The organism is Salipiger sp. PrR002, assembly GCF_010500775.1.
Classification (GTDB): Bacteria; Pseudomonadota; Alphaproteobacteria; order Rhodobacterales; family Rhodobacteraceae; genus Salipiger.
Window position 1 is genome coordinate 52,892 of sequence record NZ_JAAGOU010000007.1, and the last position, 16,316, is coordinate 69,207.

Below are 16,316 nucleotides of genomic sequence, written 5' to 3' on the forward strand. Positions count from 1 at the left end.
CGGCGGCTGCGGCGCGCGGAGGAGGGGCTGCCGCTGGATCCGGACCCGGATTTCTTTTTCCAGAACCTCGCCGCGTATCGCGACAGCGCCTCGAGCGTGAAACACCACGTGCTGCCCGCATGGCTGTTCCTTGGCCCCGACCTCGATGCATATGACAGGGTCTATACCACCGCCGAATTTCCGCAGCTTGCCGCCGATCTGGCCAAGCGCAGCGGAGAGAATGTGGTGATGCCGCGCGAGAACCGCAGCGCCGCGCCGCTCGATCCCGAAAGCCTGCAGCCGCAGACGCTGCAGGCGCTGGGGGTCTTCCTCGAGGCAGAGTACGAATATTTGAACGCCTTCTACCCCAACCCGTTCAAACCGGGCGGAAGGTTCTCTTGCGCCTCGTCTTTGCGCCGCGTATCCTGAATACAACTACATATACGGAAAGGCGCAGAACATGGCGCCAAGGCGTCCCAGAGGTGCGGGCGCTTTCCCGAAACCGGTCGAGAGCCCCGCGCCGAACAAACCCGATCCGAATGCGCTGTATGCGGCGCTGGATCTGGGTACGAACAGTTGTCGCATGCTGATTGCCCAACCCAAGGGCAGCCAGTTTCATGTGGTCGACTCGTTTTCCAAATCCGTCCAGCTTGGGCATGGGCTCGAGCGGAGCGGCCGTTTGTCCCGTGCTTCGATGGGGCGGACGGTGGCGGCCCTGCGGGTCTGCCAGCAGAAGATTCGACGCCATGAGGTGTCGCGCATGCGCTTGGTGGCCACAGAGGCCTGCCGGCGGGCGAAGAACTCGCGCGAGTTCATCCGCCAGATCAAGCGCGAGACCGGCCTTGAAATGGAGATCATCCAGCCCGAGGAAGAAGCCCGGCTGGCGGTGATCTCCTGCGCGCCGCTGGTCTCGACCCGCACCGAGCAGCTGCTGGTGGTGGACATTGGCGGCGGCTCGACGGAACTGGTGTGGATCGACCTGTCGTCGGTGCCGCACCGCGACCGTCCGCGCGCGATCATGCGGCTGCACTCGGGGTTCCACCCGCCCGAAAGCCCGTTTCCCGCCGCGAAAGTGGTCGACTGGATTTCCGTGCCGCTGGGGGTCGCGACGTTGCGCGATCAGTTCAACGACGTGCAGGACGACGCGGCGCGCTACGCGCTGATGAGTTGGTTCTTTGAAGAAAACCTTTCGGAATTCGCGCCTTACAAGGACGCGCAGAGCCGCGAGGGTTTTCAGATCATCGGCACCTCGGGCACGGTGACCACGGTGGCGGCCTCGCATCTGGGGCTGCGCCGGTATGATCGCACCAAGGTCGACGGGCTGCGCATGTCTTCGGATCAGATCGAGGCGGTGATCCGCAAATATCTCGAACTGGGCCCGGCCGGGCGGCGGCGCGATCCGCGCATCGGGCAGGACCGGCAGGCGCTGATCATGTCGGGCGCGGCGATCCTGCAGGCGCTGTTGCGCATCTGGCCCACCGACCGGCTGTCGGTGGCCGACCGCGGGCTGCGCGAGGGGCTGCTTTATGCGCAGATGTCGGTGGATGGCGTTCTGGAAGACGGGCCGTTATAGGGGTGGCTGAAACTCCGGCAGGGGGCGCTGCCCCCGTCCGCTGACGCGGACTCCCCCGGGATATTTGCATCTAGACGAAGAGCGGGACGATGGCGAAGAAACCTGACGGCAAGAACACATCGGGGCGCGGCCAGCGGGACCTCAAGGTCCAGGTGAAATCCGCGCGTGGCCGCAAGCTCAGCTCGACCCGCTGGCTGCAGCGCCAGCTCAACGACCCTTATGTGAAACGCGCGCAGACCGAGGGCTATCGCGGCCGGGCGGCGTTCAAGATCCTCGAGTTGGATGAGAAATACCGCTTCCTCGTGCCCGGCGCGCGGGTGGTCGATCTGGGCTGCGCCCCCGGCGGCTGGTGTCAGGTGGCGGTGCCGCGGGTCAACGCGCTTGGCGAGAAGAAGGGCAAGGCCGTGGGCACCGTGCTGGGGGTCGACCTGCAGGAGGTGACGCCCATCGCAGGCGCCGAGATCCACCAGCTCGACTTCATGGAAGATGGCGCCGACGACAAGGTCAAGGAATGGCTCGGCGGCAAGGCCGATGTGGTCATGTCCGACATGGCGGCGTCGTCTTCGGGCCACAAGCAGACCGACCACCTGCGGATCATCGCGCTTTGCGAGGCGGCGGCCTATCTGGCGTTCGACGTGCTCGACGAGGGCGGCACCTTTGTCGCCAAAGTGCTGGCGGGCGGGGCCGAGGGCTCGCTGCAGCAACTTCTCAAACAGCGTTTCGACAAGGTCGCCAACGTCAAGCCGCCGGCAAGCCGGTCGGATTCCTCCGAGAAATTCGTCGTCGCCACCGGGTTCCGGGGCTGAGGCGCGCGCAGCATCCTGCCGCGGCTTGCGCCTGCGGGCGGGCTGCGAGAGGCTGGCGGACGAAACCTCGGGAGCGTACCGCAATGCCCACCCAAAAGCTGATACGGAAGTTTGCCGCGCTGCCCGCGCTGGCGCTTGTGGTGGCCTGCGCTGCCAAGGCGCCGCCGCCGCCGGTGGAGATTCCCCTGCGCAATCCGACCGCCCCCGTGGGCTCGCAGGCCGATGCGCGGCTGGAGCGGCTGCAGGGCGGCTGGACGGTGACCGAAGGGGCCGGGATGGCGCCTGGAGCGCGGATCGAGGTGTCGGGCTCTGAAATGCGCATCGATGGCGTCGCGCTGCCGCTGCAGGAAGAGGCGCCGGGCCGCCTGCAGGTCGCGGGAGAGACGCTTTGGGTGCATTGGATCGACGCTGACGACCGAACCGCGGCGCTTGGCGATCCCGCGGGCGGACGGGTTTGGATCATGGACCGGACCGGCCGCCCCGGCGAGCGGCGCACGGCGGCGCGCGAGATCCTGACGTGGTATGGCTACGATCTGTCGCGCATGGCGGGCGGCTGAGGGCTGCGCCCTGCGGGATGGTCGCGGCAGCGCTATGCCGGAGATGTGACCGAAACACCCGCAGCCCATGAACAACCTGTGATCTGCGCTCGTTTTCCGCTCGCAACCCGCTGCGTTTTCATATGAAATCGGTGGGGTAAGACACCGGTAAGGCCGCATGACCCAGCACGACAGCCGCATATTCGCCCCGCGCTCGATTTCGCTGATCGGCCCCGTCGCAGAGCTTGCGCCGGTGATCGAGGCGCTGCGCGCGCAGGGCTATCCCTGGACGATCTGGCCGGTGCCGACGGATGCGCAGGACGCGGGCGCAGCGGTGGCCGGGGTGCGCGGCTTTGCAGGTATCGCAGTGCTGCCGCAGGCACCGGATCTGGCCTTTGTCGCGTTGCGGGACGGGGCGCTCGGCGCGGTCCTTGCGGAATTGGCGGCCAAAGGGGCGGGGGCTGCCGTCTGCCCGCATCTGGCTGCCGCACCCGAGGCGCCGCCGCTGCCGGTGTTTCCCGGCGGCTTGCTGATCCCCGCCGAGCGCGTGGCGCTCTGGCCCGGCGCGGAACAACAGGCGCAGATGCGCCGGGGCGTGGCGCTGCTCTGCGACGCTCCCGAGCAGGCGGAGCGGGTGCTGGCGCGCGCGCGGGGCCTGCCGCTTTCCTATGTTTTGCCAATGTCGCGCGGGGGAACGACCGCGCTTCACAGCCTTGCGCCGCGGCTTCTGGCCGACGAGCGGGTGACCGCGCTGGCGGTGCAGACCGAGACCCTTGGCGATCCGGCGGCGCTGGTGGATCTTGGCCGTGTCGCGCAGCAGCATGGCAAGGCGTTGATCTTTCTCAGCACCGGGCTTGGGCCGGGTCGCAAGGCGCTGCTGCGGCGCGCCGGGGCGGCGCATGTGGGCGGGCCGAAGGCTTTGGTCGAGGCACTGTGGATCCTGCATATGGTAGGCCCGCTGCCTGCGAATGCGCTCTCGGCCATGGCCTGCGCACCCGGGCTGGCGGCGCAGATCGACGCCGTCGGGCGGCGCAGCGGGCTGCGCTTTGCCGCGCTGAGCGATCTGCAGCGCGAGGCGCTCTCACGCGATCTGCAGGCGGGGGTGGCCGCGTCCAACCCGGTCGATTGTGCCGGGCTGCTGAACAGCGAGGACGGGCGGCTGGCGCGGGTGTTTGCCGAGATGATGACCGGCGAGGCGGTGCTGTCGCTGGCGGTGGTCCGCAGCGGTGCGGGGGGCTTAGGCGGCGTATGGGGCCGGGCCGGGCTTGCGGCGGCGCAGGCACGGCAGCGCATCGGCATGCCGCTGGCGCTGTTGGCGCTGAACCGGGCCGAGATGACCCGCAGCCGCTCCGAGGCGCTGATGCAGGACGGGGTGATCCCGCTGGCCGGGCTCAAACCGGCGCTCGAGGCGCTGCATGCGGTGATCGAGATCGGCACGCTGCGGCCCGGCGGCGAGCCGCCGCTCATGCCGCGCCCGGGCGAAGAGGCACCGGTCACCGTGGATGGTCCCGAGGCGCGGGCGGTGCTGGGTGTGGGGGCGGCGCAGGCGGGGGATGAGACCGGCGCGGCGGTGACACTGGATCTGCGCTCGGGCCCGTCTTTTGGCTATCTGCTGCGGCTGTCGCGCCCTGGCGGGGGCCGCGTAAGTGCGCTTTTGCCGCTGTCGCCGCGGGCGCGGCGCGATCTGGGGCAGGAACTGGGGCTGGGAACCGGCGCGCAGGAGGCTCTGGTCTCCGCGCTTGGCGCGGTGCAGGATCACGTGCGCGCCGCAGGCGGCGCCATTGCGGCGGTGGAGGCGGATCTGTCGCTGCCGGAGGGAGGAGAGCCTCGGGCGCATGCGGTGCGGATCAGCGCCTGGCCCGAGACAGACACGACACGGCGGAGGAGCCCGGAATGAACGAAGAGACGCGCTTTCTCAGGGGCCTGTTCGAGGCGGCTGTCGCGGCAGCGGACCCGGAACAGGCGCTGCGCACGGCATTGCCCGCAAAGCCCGAGGGGCGCACGGTGGTGATCGGCCTCGGCAAAGGGGCGGCACAGCTGGCGCAGGCGTTCGAGGCGCTCTGGGACGGGCCGCTCGAGGGCGTCATCGTCACCCGCTACGGCTATGCCGCGCCCTGCGCGCAGCTCAAGGTGATGGAGGCCTCGCACCCGGTGCCCGATGCGGCGGGGCTCGAGGCCAGTGCGGCGCTGTTCAAGGCGGTCGAGGGGCTCACCGAAAAGGATCTGGTGGTGGCGCTGGTCTGCGGCGGGGGCTCGGCGCTGCTGCCGTCGCCGCCCGACGGGCTGACGCTGGAGGACGAGCAGGCGCTCAACCGCGCGCTGCTGGCGTCGGGCGCGCCGATCGGCGTGATGAACGCCATTCGCAAACACGCCAGCGGCATCAAGGGCGGGCGGCTCGCGGCGGCCTGCGCACCGGCGAAAGTGGTCAGCCTGATCGTTTCGGACGTGCCGGGGGATGATCCGGCGCAGGTGGCCTCGGGTCCGACCGTGCCCGACACGGTGGATGCGGCGGCGGCGCTGGCGATGATCGAGGCGTGGAACATCGCGCTGCCCGACAACATCCTTGCGCATATCCGCAGCCCCGCTGCGGCGGGGCCAAAGCCCGAGGATGCCTGTTTCGCCCGCAACGAGGTGCATGTGGTAGCCTCGGCGCGGCTGTCGCTCGAGGCGGCGGCGGCCCGCGCCGAAGCCGAGGGCGTGCCAGCGGTGATCTTGTCGGACGCAATGGAGGGCGAGGCGCGCGACGTGGGCCGGGTGCATGCGGCGATGGCGCGCGAGGTGGTGCTGCACGGGCGGCCCTTCACCGCGCCGGTGGTGATGCTCTCGGGCGGTGAGACCACGGTCACCCTGCGCGGCAGCGGCGGACGCGGCGGGCGCAACACCGAGTTTCTGCTGTCCTTTGCCCATGCGATCGACGGTCTGCCGGGGATCCACGCGCTGGCGGCGGACACCGACGGCATCGACGGCAGCGAGGACAACGCTGGCGCCTTCGCCGATGGCGGCAGCGCCGCGCGGCTGCGTGCGGCGGGCGGCGATGCCATGGCCGCGCTGTCGCGCAACGATGCTTGGGGGGCCTTCGATCTTTTGGGCGATCTCTTCGTGCCGGGGCCGACGGGCACCAATGTGAATGATTTCCGCGCCATCCTCATAAAGATCTGAGCGCCCAGAGCGTCACTGCAACGTCATGGCGGCGTCACGAATCCGTGACGGCGAGGCGGCAGATTTACCGCGACCGGCACGAGGGTCGCGCCGGCGCTGCTGCATTCTGGGGACATCACGCCATGATGGTTATCAATCCTCTGCGCTTCGTGCTGATCTGCTGCTTCCTGCCCGCGCCAAACGGGCTTTTGGCACATATGATGCGCCGTTTGCGCGGCTGACGGGCCGCACAGGGACGCTGAAGAGGGGCCTCGTGCCCTCATCCATGCGCGGTTCGGTGCCATTGCGCACGGGCCGGGCGCTCAAACCGCTTGCGAAGCCTTCAGGATGGTGGAGAATTGCCTGAACCGCGCTGGCCCTTGGTCCGCGCCTTCAGGTGAGCCGATCCACGGAGGGAATGCAGCGATGATCCCCGTGCTCGATTATGACGATCTGACCGACGATCCCGAGGGCTTTGCCTTCGCGCTGGGGCAGGCCTGCCGCGAGGATGGGTTCTTCCTTCTCGCCAATCCGCCGCTGCCGCCCGAGCTTTTGCCCGCCGTTTTCGACCGCGCCGCGGCGTTCTTCGACATGCCCGAAGCGCTGAAAGCGCCGCTGTCGATCACCGGCAATGCGCGCAACCGGGGCTGGGCGCGGATCGGCTCGGAGCAGGCCGGGGGCGCCGGACGTCCCGACCGCAAAGAGGCGTTCAATGTCGGGCTCGACCTGCCGGAAAACGACCCGAGGGTTCTGGCCGGAGAGCCGTTTCGCGGCAGCAATCTCTGGCCCGATCTGCCGGGCTTCCGCGAGGCGATGCTGGCCTGCTACGGCCATATGCTGTCGCTGGGGATAAAGCTGCATGAGGCGATCGCCATGGATCTCGGCCAGCCGCCGGAGTTCTTCGCGCCGCATTTCACCCAGCCGATGGCGACGCTGCGGCTGCTGAGCTACCCGCCCGGCACCGGGGCCGCCGATGAGCATGGGGCGGCGGCGCATACGGACTATGGCGCGCTGACGCTGCTGGCCACCGATGGCGAGCCGGGGCTGCAGGTGCTGCCGCGCGGCGGGCACTGGATGGATGTGCCGCAGTTGCCGGGGGCGCTGATCGTCAATATCGGCGATTGCCTGATGCGCTGGACCAATGACATCTATGTCTCGACCACCCACCGCGTGCTGCCGCCCGCGCGGCGCCGGCAGTCGGTAGCCTTCTTCCTCGATCCGAACCCCGAGAGCATGATCGCCGCGCTACCCGGCACCGGCACGCCGGTCTACCCTCCGGTGATGGCCGCCGACTACCTGCGCTCGCGGCTCGAGAGCATCGGCGCGCAACACCCGCAGGAGCAGGAGCTGCTGGAAGAGGACAGGGCGCGCGACATCGCGTCCTGATCTTTTGCGGAGGGGCTCAGTCCTCGAGCGGGCGTTCGCGCAGCATCAGGCCAATGGCGCAGGCCAGCAGACCACCGCAAGACGCAATCCAGAACACCGGATGCAGCGCCGCGCTGAAGCCGTCGATGATCTGCGCCTGCTGCTCGGGCGGCAGTCCTGCGATCATCTCGGCGCTCATGCTGCGGATGCCGCCGCTTGCGCCTTCGGGCAGGGCTCCGTCGAGATTGCGCGCAAGCCCAAGGCCGAAGATCGCGCCAAAGGCGGCGGTGCCGATCGAGCCGCCGATCAGCCGGAACATATTGGCGCTGGCGGTGCCGATGCCGATCATGCTGCGTGGGATCGAGTTCTGGATCGCCGCCACGCCAACGCTGAACACCGGCCCGAGGCCGAGCCCGACGCCGACCATGCTCAGCGCGATGCGCCAGAGCGGCGTCTCGCCCGAGACCTGCGTCATCGTCAGCATCGCCAGCGCCAGCAGCGCCGTCGCGGCCACCGGCAGCGCCTTGTAACGGCCCGTCTTCGACATCACCCGCCCGGCACCGATCGAGGCGGCCAGCAGCCCGCCCATCATCGGCACAAGGAAAAGCCCCGACTGGGTGGGCGAGATGCCCTTGGCCACCTGCAGGAAGAGCGGCAGGAAGGTGATCGTGCCGAACATCGCCATGCCCACCAGAAAGCCCATGGAGTTGACCACCAGAAAGGCGTTGTTGCGGAACAGCGAGAGCGGCAGGATCGGCTCGGGCGCACGGCGCTCCACCGCGATGAAGCCGACCAGCGCCGCAAGGCAGAGCGCCGCCAGCGCCAGCACGCCCGGATGGCTCCACGCCAGCACGCTGCCGCCCATGTTGGAGATCAGCACGGCGCTTGCCAGCAGCGTGGTCAGCAGCAGCGCACCGAGATAGTCGATGGGCTTGTGGCTGTGGTCGGTGCGGCTCGGCAGGGCGATGCCCAGCACGACGAAGGCCAGCGCGCCGACGGGGAAGTTGACGAAGAAAATCCAGTGCCACGACCAGTGCTGCACGATGAAGCCGCCGAGCAGCGGGCCGACCACCGTCGAGATGCCGAAGGCCGCGCCCATCAGGCCCTGCGCCTGTCCGCGCTGCCGCGCGGGCACCAGATCGCCGACCACCGCCATGGAGGTGACGATCAGCGTGCCCGCCCCGGCGCCCTGCACCAGCCGCCCGGCGATGACCATGCTCATGCTTGTGGCAAAGCCGCAGAGCACCGCGCCCACGAGGAAGACGCCGATGCCGGTCTGCAGCACCGCCTTGCGCCCAAACAGATCCGACAGTTTGCCCGCGATCGGCGCGCCAATGGTCGAGGCCATCAGATAGGCGGTGATCACCCATGTGATATGCTCCATCCCGCCCAGATCGGCCACCATGGTGGGCATCGCGGTGGACACGATGGTCTGCCCCAGCGAGGCAAAGAGCAGCGTCGAGGCCACGGCGATCAGCGCCAGCCGGATCACCGCCGGATCGGTGTCGGAGCGGGCGGGAGCCATGGGCTCGGGGCTGTCCAGCGGGTCGGCGCGATGGGTCATGCGGGGGCTCCTCGGTGGCGGCGGTCAGGATCGGCAGTAGTCTGGGCAGTCTGCAGTCGGGGCAGGCAGAGGGCATACACACGTAAGGCGCCGCGCGCCGGTCCGGCTCGGGTCCCTTCGGACCGGCCACGGCGGGGCACCTTGCGATTGGTAGCTGTCGAGGGCATATATGTGACAAGAGCAAATACATGTCAACAGCACGTAATCCGGAGGGCCTGACCTTGCCCGACAAAGACGCCCGGATCAGGGATCATCTTCGCCGCGCGGGGATCGACGATGCCTCGGCGCAGGCGGCGATCGACATCGACGTCGCGCTGCAGAAGTGGCGGCGGCGGGTGATGAAACGTGAATTGGGCGAACGGGCGCTGGCCGATCTGGGGCTGTCGATCGACCTTGCTCAGCTTGACGTGCTGCTGGCGGTGCGCGCGCCCGAGGGCGAATTCGAAGACGCGCGCGGCGAGGAAACAATGGTATCGACCGTGGCGGCGCGGCTGCGGATCGACCCCTCGCGCGCCAGCCGCATCGCTTCGGATCTGATCCGCATGGGGCTGGTGCGCCGCGCGGTCAGCCAGAAGGACGCGCGCCGCACGGTGCTGGAACTGACCACATCGGGCGCCGAGATCGTCTCGGCGGTGCGCAGCTACAAGTTTCTGGTTCTGGGAAGTTTTCTCAAGGACTGGGACCCGGGGGAGATCGCGCTTTTCCTGCCGCTGCTGGACCGGTTCAGCGCGTGGTCGGACCGCGCCGGGCAGCACAGCGCGCCGGTCGCGGAGCGGATCGCCGATCTTCGCGCGGCGCTTGCCGAACTGCCGGAACCGCCCGAGGCGTGACCGCGCAGAACGGCGGATTGTCTTCACATTGCGAATAATGCAGGCGTTCGCGCTCTGCCACTGGCGGGAAGCTGCCGGTGGCCGCCGCGGCGCGGCATGGCGGGGCATCAAGCCCTTTGGCTGCGTTGACCAAATCCGCGGGATTTGTCCTGATTGAAGGGATCGGCCCCCGCGTGCAACGCCCGGGCGAAGCGCCTTGATGCGGCGCTTGTGCCATGGCCCCGCGGGACGCCCCTCTGAGCTGACCCAGGCTAGCTGACCGAAACCAGGAGCGCCCACCCATGCCCGCCGAGCCCGTGATTGACTATTATTTCGCGCCAATGTCGGGCTACGCCTATCTTGGGCATCACGATCTCATGGCGCTGGCGCGGCACTCCGGGGCGCGGGTGCGTTTTCTGCCGCTCGACATGGCGCGGGTCTATGCCGCCGCCGGGGTCACGCCACCTTACGAGCATGGCGAGGCCCGCCGCAGCTACAGGATCGAGCAACAGGCCCGCCTCGCGCGGTTGCGCGGTCTGAGGATGGAGGCGATGCCGCCAAGCTGGCCCACCGATCCGCGGCTTGCCTGCCGCTGCATTCTGGCCGCAGGCGTGCTTGGCCTCGATCAGGATGCGGTGACCTTCGCCTGCCTGCGCGGGGTCTGGGCCGAGCACCGCAACATCGCCGATCCGGGCGATCTGCAGGAAGCCTTCGAAGCCGCCGATCTGCCCGGCGGGCGCATCCTTGCGCGGGCGCAGACCGAAGAGATGCGCGATGCGGTCACCGCCGTGACCGACGGTGCGATCGACGCGGGGGTCTTTGGCTCGCCAACCTATGTGCTGCACGGCAGACGCTATTACGGGCAGGATCAGATCGACTGCCTGCGCGCGGCGCTGCAGCGCGACGCGGCCTAGCGCGCCTCCTCGGGCAATTCTCCGGGCGCATAGGTCAGCATCTGGCCGCCAAGGTCGCGGAAGGCGCGCTGGCGGCAGGTGAGCACGAGGATCTGCTGATCGCCCGACTGCCGGTGCAGCGCGTCGAACATCCGCTCGATCCGCGCGTCATCGGTATAGACCAGCGCATCGTCGAGGATCACCGGCGCATGCCGCCCGCCGCGCGCCAGAAGCCGCGCGAAAGCCAGCCTCACCAGCAGTGCGATCTGCTCGCGCGTGCCGCCCGAGAGCACCTCCATCGGCTCTTCGAGCCCGTCGCGCGCCAGAGCCCGGGGCAGGGCGCTGTCTTCGTCGAACACCAGTTCGGCCTCGGGCCAGAGCAGCCGCAGCAGCGGTGTCAGCTCGCGCGTGACCGGCTCGAAATAATGCTCGCGGGCCTCCGAGCGGGCGGTCTCCAGCGTTTCTTTCAGCAGCAGCAGCGTGTCGCGCTCGAACCCATAGCGCTCGGCGCGGGCGCGGGCGCGGGTCAGTTGCTCTTCGGTTGCGGCCAGTTCCTCCTCGACACCCTCCCCGGCGCGCAGGCTGATCTCGGTGTCGAGCGCGGCCTGCCGCTCGGCCAGTTCGCGCTGGCGCTTGGCGGCCTGATCGAGCACCGCCTGCGCGCGGGCAAGCGTCGCCTCGGCGCTCTGCAGATCCGGAGCCTCGCCGGCCAGCGCAGCGGCGGCATCGCGGGCTGCGGTCAGCGCGTCTTCGGCCTGCTGTAGTGCTTCGGCCAGCGGGGCAGCGGCGGCTTCCGGGTCCTCGGGCAGCGTGGCCTGCAGGTCCGCGAGCCGGGCCTCGGCGGCCTCGCGCGCGGTGAGGGCGCGGACCTCGGACATGCGCGCCTGCTCGTCGCGGCTGCGCGCCGCTTCGAGCTTTGTCTCGGCGGTGGCGAGCGCGTCTTCGGCGGCCTGCAGCGCGGCAGCGGCGGCTTCGGGGTCGGGGGCGGCGGGCGTGTCTGCGCTCTCGCTCGGGCCATCGGGCAGCGCCGCCAGCGCCACCTCGATGGCGCGCAGACCGTCGGGTGCGACCCCGCGCAGGGCGGCGCGGGTCTCTTGCAGGCTGGCCTCGGCCTTGCGCCGGGCGCGGGCGGCATCGCGGGCGGCTTCGGGTGAGGCGCAATGGGTCGCGGCCAGAGCCGCGTCGAACGCCTCGCGGGCACGCTCGAGCGCATCGCCTTGCTGCACCGCGCCGGGGCTCAGATGCAGGGTGCCAAGGCCCGGCAGATCAAGCGCAGTGTCGCCCTGCAGCGGGCGCTCTTCGCCGCCGGGTAGCGGACAGCCGTCCAGCAAAACCTCGGGCGCGCCGGGCAGGTAGTCGAGCCGCAGCCGCGGTGCGCTGCGCGCGTGCAACTCGCGCTGGACGCGCAGTTCCGAGGCGGCGGCCTCGAGCCGCTCCAAGGCGGTGTCGTCCGGGCCGTGACGGGCGGCGCTCAGCGCGTCCTGTTCGGCCTTTGCCAGCGCCCGTGCCTCGCTCAGACGCTTTTGCAGCGCGGCGCGGTCGGCGCGGGTGCGGGCAAGCAGCGCGGCCTGCTGCGCCGCCGCCTGATCCTTCTGCGCGGTCTGGAAGGTCTGGCGCGCGGCCTCGCGGGCCTCGCGCGCGCCTTGCAAGGCCTGTTTCGCGGTCAGCGCGGCGGCGGCCTGCACCTCCTCTTCCTCGCGCAGCGCCTTGAGGCGCGCCTCGGCCTCGGTGGCGGCGGCGCGGGCGCGGGCGAGGGCGGCGGATTTCTCGGCGGCGCTGTCGCGCTGCGCCTGCCGCACGGCAACCTGCTCTTCGGCGCGCTGCTGGCGGTCGGCATGGGCGCGGGCGGCATCATAGGCGGCGCGCGCTTCTGCGAGACGGGTTTCGCGGGCCGCCTGCGCTTCGGGGTCCTGTAGCTCGGCCAATTCGCCGCGCAGACGCCGCCGCTCGTCGATCGCCCGTTCCAGCGCCTGAGCGGTGCGCGAAAGCTCGGCCTGCTGCTCGGTGAGTGTGGCCAGATCATCCTCTGCGGCCTTCAGCGGGCCGCCCGCCTTGGACTTGCCCGAGGCGGTGACCAGTTCGGCCAGCGCGGCTTCGGCGGCCGCCAGCGCGCGGTCCATCCGGCGCCCGCCGGTCAGCGCCTCGACCTCACCGGCGACCGAGGCAAGAAGATCGCGGCGTGCGCGCTGCGCATTGTCCTGCTCGCGCTTTTCGCCCTGATCAAGCGCCACCAGCCCTTGCCGTACCCACAGCAGCCCCGCCGGGCCGCCCTGTTCCGGCGCTTCGGTGAGCGCGGCGATCCATTCCTCGGCAGCCTCGCCCTTGGCGATAAGCTTGGCACCCTCATGGACCTCTGCCATGGCGCGCGAGAACCAGCGTTTGGTGAGGCGGAAGACCGTACCGTCGCGCTCGATCTCCGCCGACACCGTGGGCGCGCCGCCCGCATGGGGGCGCAGCGCGGTGACCTCTTTGGCGCGGCTGCGGTGGGGCACGAAGAACAGCGCCTGCAGCGCGTCGAATAGCGTCGACTTGCCGTCCTCATTGGGGGCCGAAAGCACGTTGAGCCCCGGACCGAAGCCCTGCAGCGTGACCGGTCGGGAAAAGCGGCGGATGTCGGAAAGCGTGACCGAGCGCAGCTTCATGCCTCACCCTCCTGCAAGAGCCCGTAGAGCCGGTTGAGCGCGGCGCTGGCGACCTGCCTGTCGCGCTCGGTGGTGGCGGTGTCTTCGGCAGCCTCGGCGAGGCGCTCGGCGGCGATGCGCAGTGCCCCGGCGCGGTCGATGGCGTCGAGATCCGACAACTCGTGTTCGGTGCCTAAGGCCGAGGTGTCGAGTTCGAAATAGCCGAAGTCGGGGCTCGCCTGCGCCGCAGCGCCCTCGAGCGCGGCGCGTCCGGCGAGCGTGGTGCGGCCGGTGGCGCGCAGGCGCAGCAGATGATCGCGGCGGCGCGCGCGGCCCTCGGGCAGCGCTTCGGTCAGGGCCTCGGCGGCGTCTTGGCCGGGCAGCAGGCTCAGCTCGGTGTCGGCCCAATGGTAAAGCCCGGTGTCGACGGCAGCGACCTGAGGCGCCGCGCCGGGGCCGGGCAGGGTGACCGCAAGACAGGCGCCGCGCCCCTCGTGGCGAAAGCCGTCACGCTCGGGCGTGCCCGCGTACCACGTGCGCGGCCCCAGCGACATCTGCCCGTGCCAGTCGCCAAGCGCGAGATAGTCGAGCCGCGCCGTCTCGGCCCGGTCGGGCGGGATCACCTCGTCGACCCGCGCATCCTCTTCGTCGAAGCTGCGCACGGCGCCATGGGCAAGCCCGATGCGCAGCGCGCCCGCGGGCGTCTCGGCGCCGGTCATCCAGCCGGTCAGATCATAGCCCGGAAACTTGCGCGGCAGCGGCGCGGGCAGGAGCCAGACCCCGGCGGCCATCTCTACCGGCTCGGCGCGGTCGAGCAGTCGCAGATTCGCCGGAGCGCGGGCGGCGACCTCGGCCCAGAGCGCCTCGGCGCCGAGGCTGTCGTGGTTGCCGGGCAGCACCCACCACGTCAGCGCCTCTTCGGCCCCAAAGGCGTTGAGCGCCTGCACCAGAACGCGCGGGCTGGGCGTGGGCGTGTCGAAGACATCCCCGGCGAGCAGGACATGCGCCGCGCCATGTGCGCGGGCGGCCTCGGCCAGACGGGCGATGGCACCGTGGCGGGCCTCGGCGAGATGCGGGCGGATCTCTTCGGGCATGGCGGCGAAGCGCCGGCCCAAGTGAAGGTCCGAGCTGTGGATGAAGCGGAATTCGGCCATTGTCTCCCCTTTGCGCAAGTGATCGCGCATCTGCACAGCGAACGCAACGCGAACAGGGCGGGAATCCGCACGGTGTTGCGCGGGTTTGTGAAATCTGACGGAATTTGTCGGATTGACAAATCCGATTCATTTGCTCAGTTTTGACCGCAAGCCAGCCACTCCGCGGATCCTGCGGGGAAGCCGATACCGGGAACGCAGGGACGAGGATTCCAGAATGCACAGCGACATCGGCACCTCCGAGGCAGTATCGGCGCGCGGTATGCGCGCTGAGCTTCTGGATATGGTCTTTGGCGGTCTCTGGCCGATCGACGCGACTTTCGAGGCGCTCATCGACCGGGTCGAGACATCCCGGGACGGGGACAAGGCACGTACCGCACGAGGAGTGAGATAATGATGATCGACAGGTTGAAGGCCGATGCCGTGCAGCCCGCAATTCCGCGCCACGACGCGCGTCAGCTGACCGAAGCCGGAAATCTGGCCGAGATCGAGCTCGACGGGCAGATCTACACGCTGCGCATCACCAAGGCCGGCAAGCTGATCCTGACCAAGTGATCCACCCCCGCTAGCCGCATCAAAAAATAACAAGCCACGAGGGAAGAGACCGAGATGAAATTCCTGACCACATCCGTACTTGCGCTGACCATTGCCGCACCGGCGCTGGCCGCCACCGACAAGGCTGAGGTGGTGTCCACCTACGCCGACATCGCGCAGGCAGGCTATGAGGACAGCCTGACCACCGCCAAGGCGCTGCAAGAGGCGGTCGCCGCGCTGGTGGCCGAGCCGTCGGAAGAGACGCTGGCCGCCGCCCGCGACGCATGGCTCGCGTCGCGCAACCCCTACCAGCAGACCGAAGTGTTCCGCTTCGGCAACCCGATCGTGGATGACTGGGAAGGCAAGGTGAACGCATGGCCGCTCGACGAGGGTCTGATCGACTACGTCGACGAGACCTACGGCGGTGCCACCGACGAGAACCCCTTCGCCGCGTCCAACGTCATCGCCAATTCGACGCTGGAACTGGCAGGTTCCGAGGTGGACGCGTCGGAAATCACTCCCGAGCTGATCGCCGACACGCTGAACGAGGCCGACGGCATCGAAACCAATGTGGCGCGCGGCTATCACGCCATCGAGTTCCTGCTCTGGGGACAGGATCTCAACGGCACCGAGCATGGCGCGGGTGAGCGTCCCTATACCGATTACGTCACCGGCGACGCCTGCACCGGCGGCAACTGCGACCGCCGCGCGGAGTATCTGACCGCCGCGACCGACCTGCTGGTGTCCGACCTCGAAGAGATGGCCGCCAACTGGGCCGAGGGCGGCGCCGCGCGCGAGGCGGTGTCGGAGAATGCCGATCAGGGCATCGTCATGATGCTGACCGGCATGGGCTCGCTCTCCTACGGCGAGCAGGCGGGCGAGCGTATGCGCCTTGGCCTGATGCTCAACGATCCCGAGGAAGAACATGACTGCTTCTCGGACAACACCCACAACTCGCATTTCTACGACGGCAAGGGCATCCAGAACGTCTATCTCGGCCAGTACGAGCGCGTTGACGGCTCGGTCGTTTCGGGCCCGTCGCTGAGCGATCTGGTGGCCGAAACTTCGGGAGATCTCGACACCGAGATGAAGGCCAAGCTCGACGCGACCATGGTGGCGCTCGGCGAGATCAAGACCGCAGCCGAGGGTGGTTTCAGCTACGATCAGATGCTCGAGGCCGGCAACGAGAAGGGCGAGGCGCTGATCATGGGCGGCGTCGACGGTCTCATCGACCAGACCCGCACCATCGAGCGCATCGTCACCGCGCTCGAGCTTGAGGACATGGAGTTCGAAGGCTCCGACAGCCTCGACAACCCCAACGCCGTCTTCCAGTAAGAAGGACCGAAG

The 16,316-nt window shown here is 69.3% G+C and carries 15 protein-coding genes; 12 read left to right on the forward strand and 3 right to left on the reverse strand.

Annotation, left to right across the window (positions count from 1 at the left end):
• The first annotated feature begins 96 nt into the window (after positions 1-96).
• The 7 genes from G0A00_RS26505 (at position 97) to G0A00_RS09280 (ending at position 7,418) form a co-directional block, all read left to right on the forward strand.
• Complete coding sequence (locus tag G0A00_RS26505; RefSeq protein WP_235953221.1) at positions 97-408, forward strand: hypothetical protein; 312 nt, start codon at positions 97-99, stop codon at positions 406-408.
• Between the two features lie 31 nt (positions 409-439).
• Entirely contained in the window at positions 440-1,552 is a 1,113-nt protein-coding gene (locus G0A00_RS09255; RefSeq protein ID WP_066106173.1) for a Ppx/GppA phosphatase family protein, read from the forward strand.
• An 89-nt stretch (positions 1,553-1,641) separates the two neighbouring features.
• Entirely contained in the window at positions 1,642-2,358 is a 717-nt protein-coding gene (locus G0A00_RS09260) for an RlmE family RNA methyltransferase (RefSeq protein ID WP_066106176.1), read from the forward strand.
• 83 nt (positions 2,359-2,441) lie between these two features.
• Complete coding sequence (locus G0A00_RS09265; protein WP_164184091.1) at positions 2,442-2,915, forward strand: lipocalin family protein; 474 nt, start codon at positions 2,442-2,444, stop codon at positions 2,913-2,915.
• 157 nt (positions 2,916-3,072) lie between these two features.
• The gene (locus G0A00_RS09270; RefSeq protein WP_164184089.1) at positions 3,073-4,791 is read left to right on the forward strand and encodes a hypothetical protein; all 1,719 of its coding nucleotides are present in this window, start codon (positions 3,073-3,075) and stop codon (positions 4,789-4,791) included.
• A complete protein-coding gene (locus G0A00_RS09275; protein ID WP_164184087.1) occupies positions 4,788-6,053 on the forward strand; it encodes a glycerate kinase in 1,266 nt (421 codons plus the stop codon). The genes G0A00_RS09270 and G0A00_RS09275 overlap by 4 nt, the downstream gene beginning before the upstream one ends.
• Before the next feature lie 405 nt (positions 6,054-6,458).
• Positions 6,459-7,418, forward strand: a complete 960-nt coding sequence (locus G0A00_RS09280; protein ID WP_164184086.1) for an isopenicillin N synthase family oxygenase — start codon at positions 6,459-6,461, stop codon at positions 7,416-7,418.
• A gap of 16 nt (positions 7,419-7,434) precedes the next feature.
• On the opposite strand, the gene G0A00_RS09285 is transcribed toward G0A00_RS09280, so the two are convergent.
• Positions 7,435-8,961 (reverse strand): MDR family MFS transporter, encoded by a 1,527-nt coding sequence (locus tag G0A00_RS09285; protein ID WP_235953219.1) that lies wholly within the window; start codon positions 8,959-8,961, stop codon positions 7,435-7,437.
• 188 nt (positions 8,962-9,149) lie between these two features.
• On the opposite strand from G0A00_RS09285, the gene G0A00_RS09290 reads away from it, so the two are divergent.
• Entirely contained in the window at positions 9,150-9,791 is a 642-nt protein-coding gene (locus tag G0A00_RS09290) for a MarR family winged helix-turn-helix transcriptional regulator (protein ID WP_164184084.1), read from the forward strand.
• Positions 9,792-10,072: 281 nt separating this feature from the next.
• Positions 10,073-10,684 carry a 2-hydroxychromene-2-carboxylate isomerase gene (locus tag G0A00_RS09295; RefSeq protein WP_164184082.1) on the forward strand — a complete coding sequence of 204 codons (612 nt, stop codon included), beginning with the start codon at positions 10,073-10,075 and terminating at the stop codon, positions 10,682-10,684.
• On the opposite strand, the gene G0A00_RS09300 is transcribed toward G0A00_RS09295, so the two are convergent.
• Together G0A00_RS09300 and G0A00_RS09305 are read right to left on the reverse strand one after the other, a co-directional pair.
• Positions 10,681-13,305: an ATP-binding protein gene (locus G0A00_RS09300; RefSeq protein ID WP_164214200.1), complete on the reverse strand. Its 2,625-nt coding sequence runs from the start codon at positions 13,303-13,305 to the stop codon at positions 10,681-10,683. The two genes, G0A00_RS09295 and G0A00_RS09300, sit on opposite strands and share 4 nt — an antisense overlap.
• A complete protein-coding gene (locus G0A00_RS09305) occupies positions 13,302-14,438 on the reverse strand; it encodes a metallophosphoesterase (protein ID WP_164181782.1) in 1,137 nt (378 codons plus the stop codon). Before G0A00_RS09305 ends, G0A00_RS09300 begins: the two co-directional genes overlap by 4 nt.
• Positions 14,439-14,652: 214 nt before the next feature.
• On the opposite strand from G0A00_RS09305, the gene G0A00_RS26360 reads away from it, so the two are divergent.
• From G0A00_RS26360 to G0A00_RS09315, 3 genes are read left to right on the forward strand one after another with little or no spacing between them, the layout of a single operon-like run.
• Complete coding sequence (locus tag G0A00_RS26360; protein WP_203595326.1) at positions 14,653-14,829, forward strand: hypothetical protein; 177 nt, start codon at positions 14,653-14,655, stop codon at positions 14,827-14,829.
• A complete protein-coding gene (gene hemP / locus G0A00_RS09310) occupies positions 14,829-14,990 on the forward strand; it encodes a hemin uptake protein HemP (protein ID WP_083191255.1) in 162 nt (53 codons plus the stop codon). Before G0A00_RS26360 ends, hemP begins: the two co-directional genes overlap by 1 nt.
• Positions 14,991-15,044: 54 nt before the next feature.
• The gene (locus G0A00_RS09315; RefSeq protein ID WP_164181783.1) at positions 15,045-16,304 is read left to right on the forward strand and encodes an imelysin family protein; all 1,260 of its coding nucleotides are present in this window, start codon (positions 15,045-15,047) and stop codon (positions 16,302-16,304) included.
• The last annotated feature ends 12 nt before the right edge of the window (positions 16,305-16,316 follow it).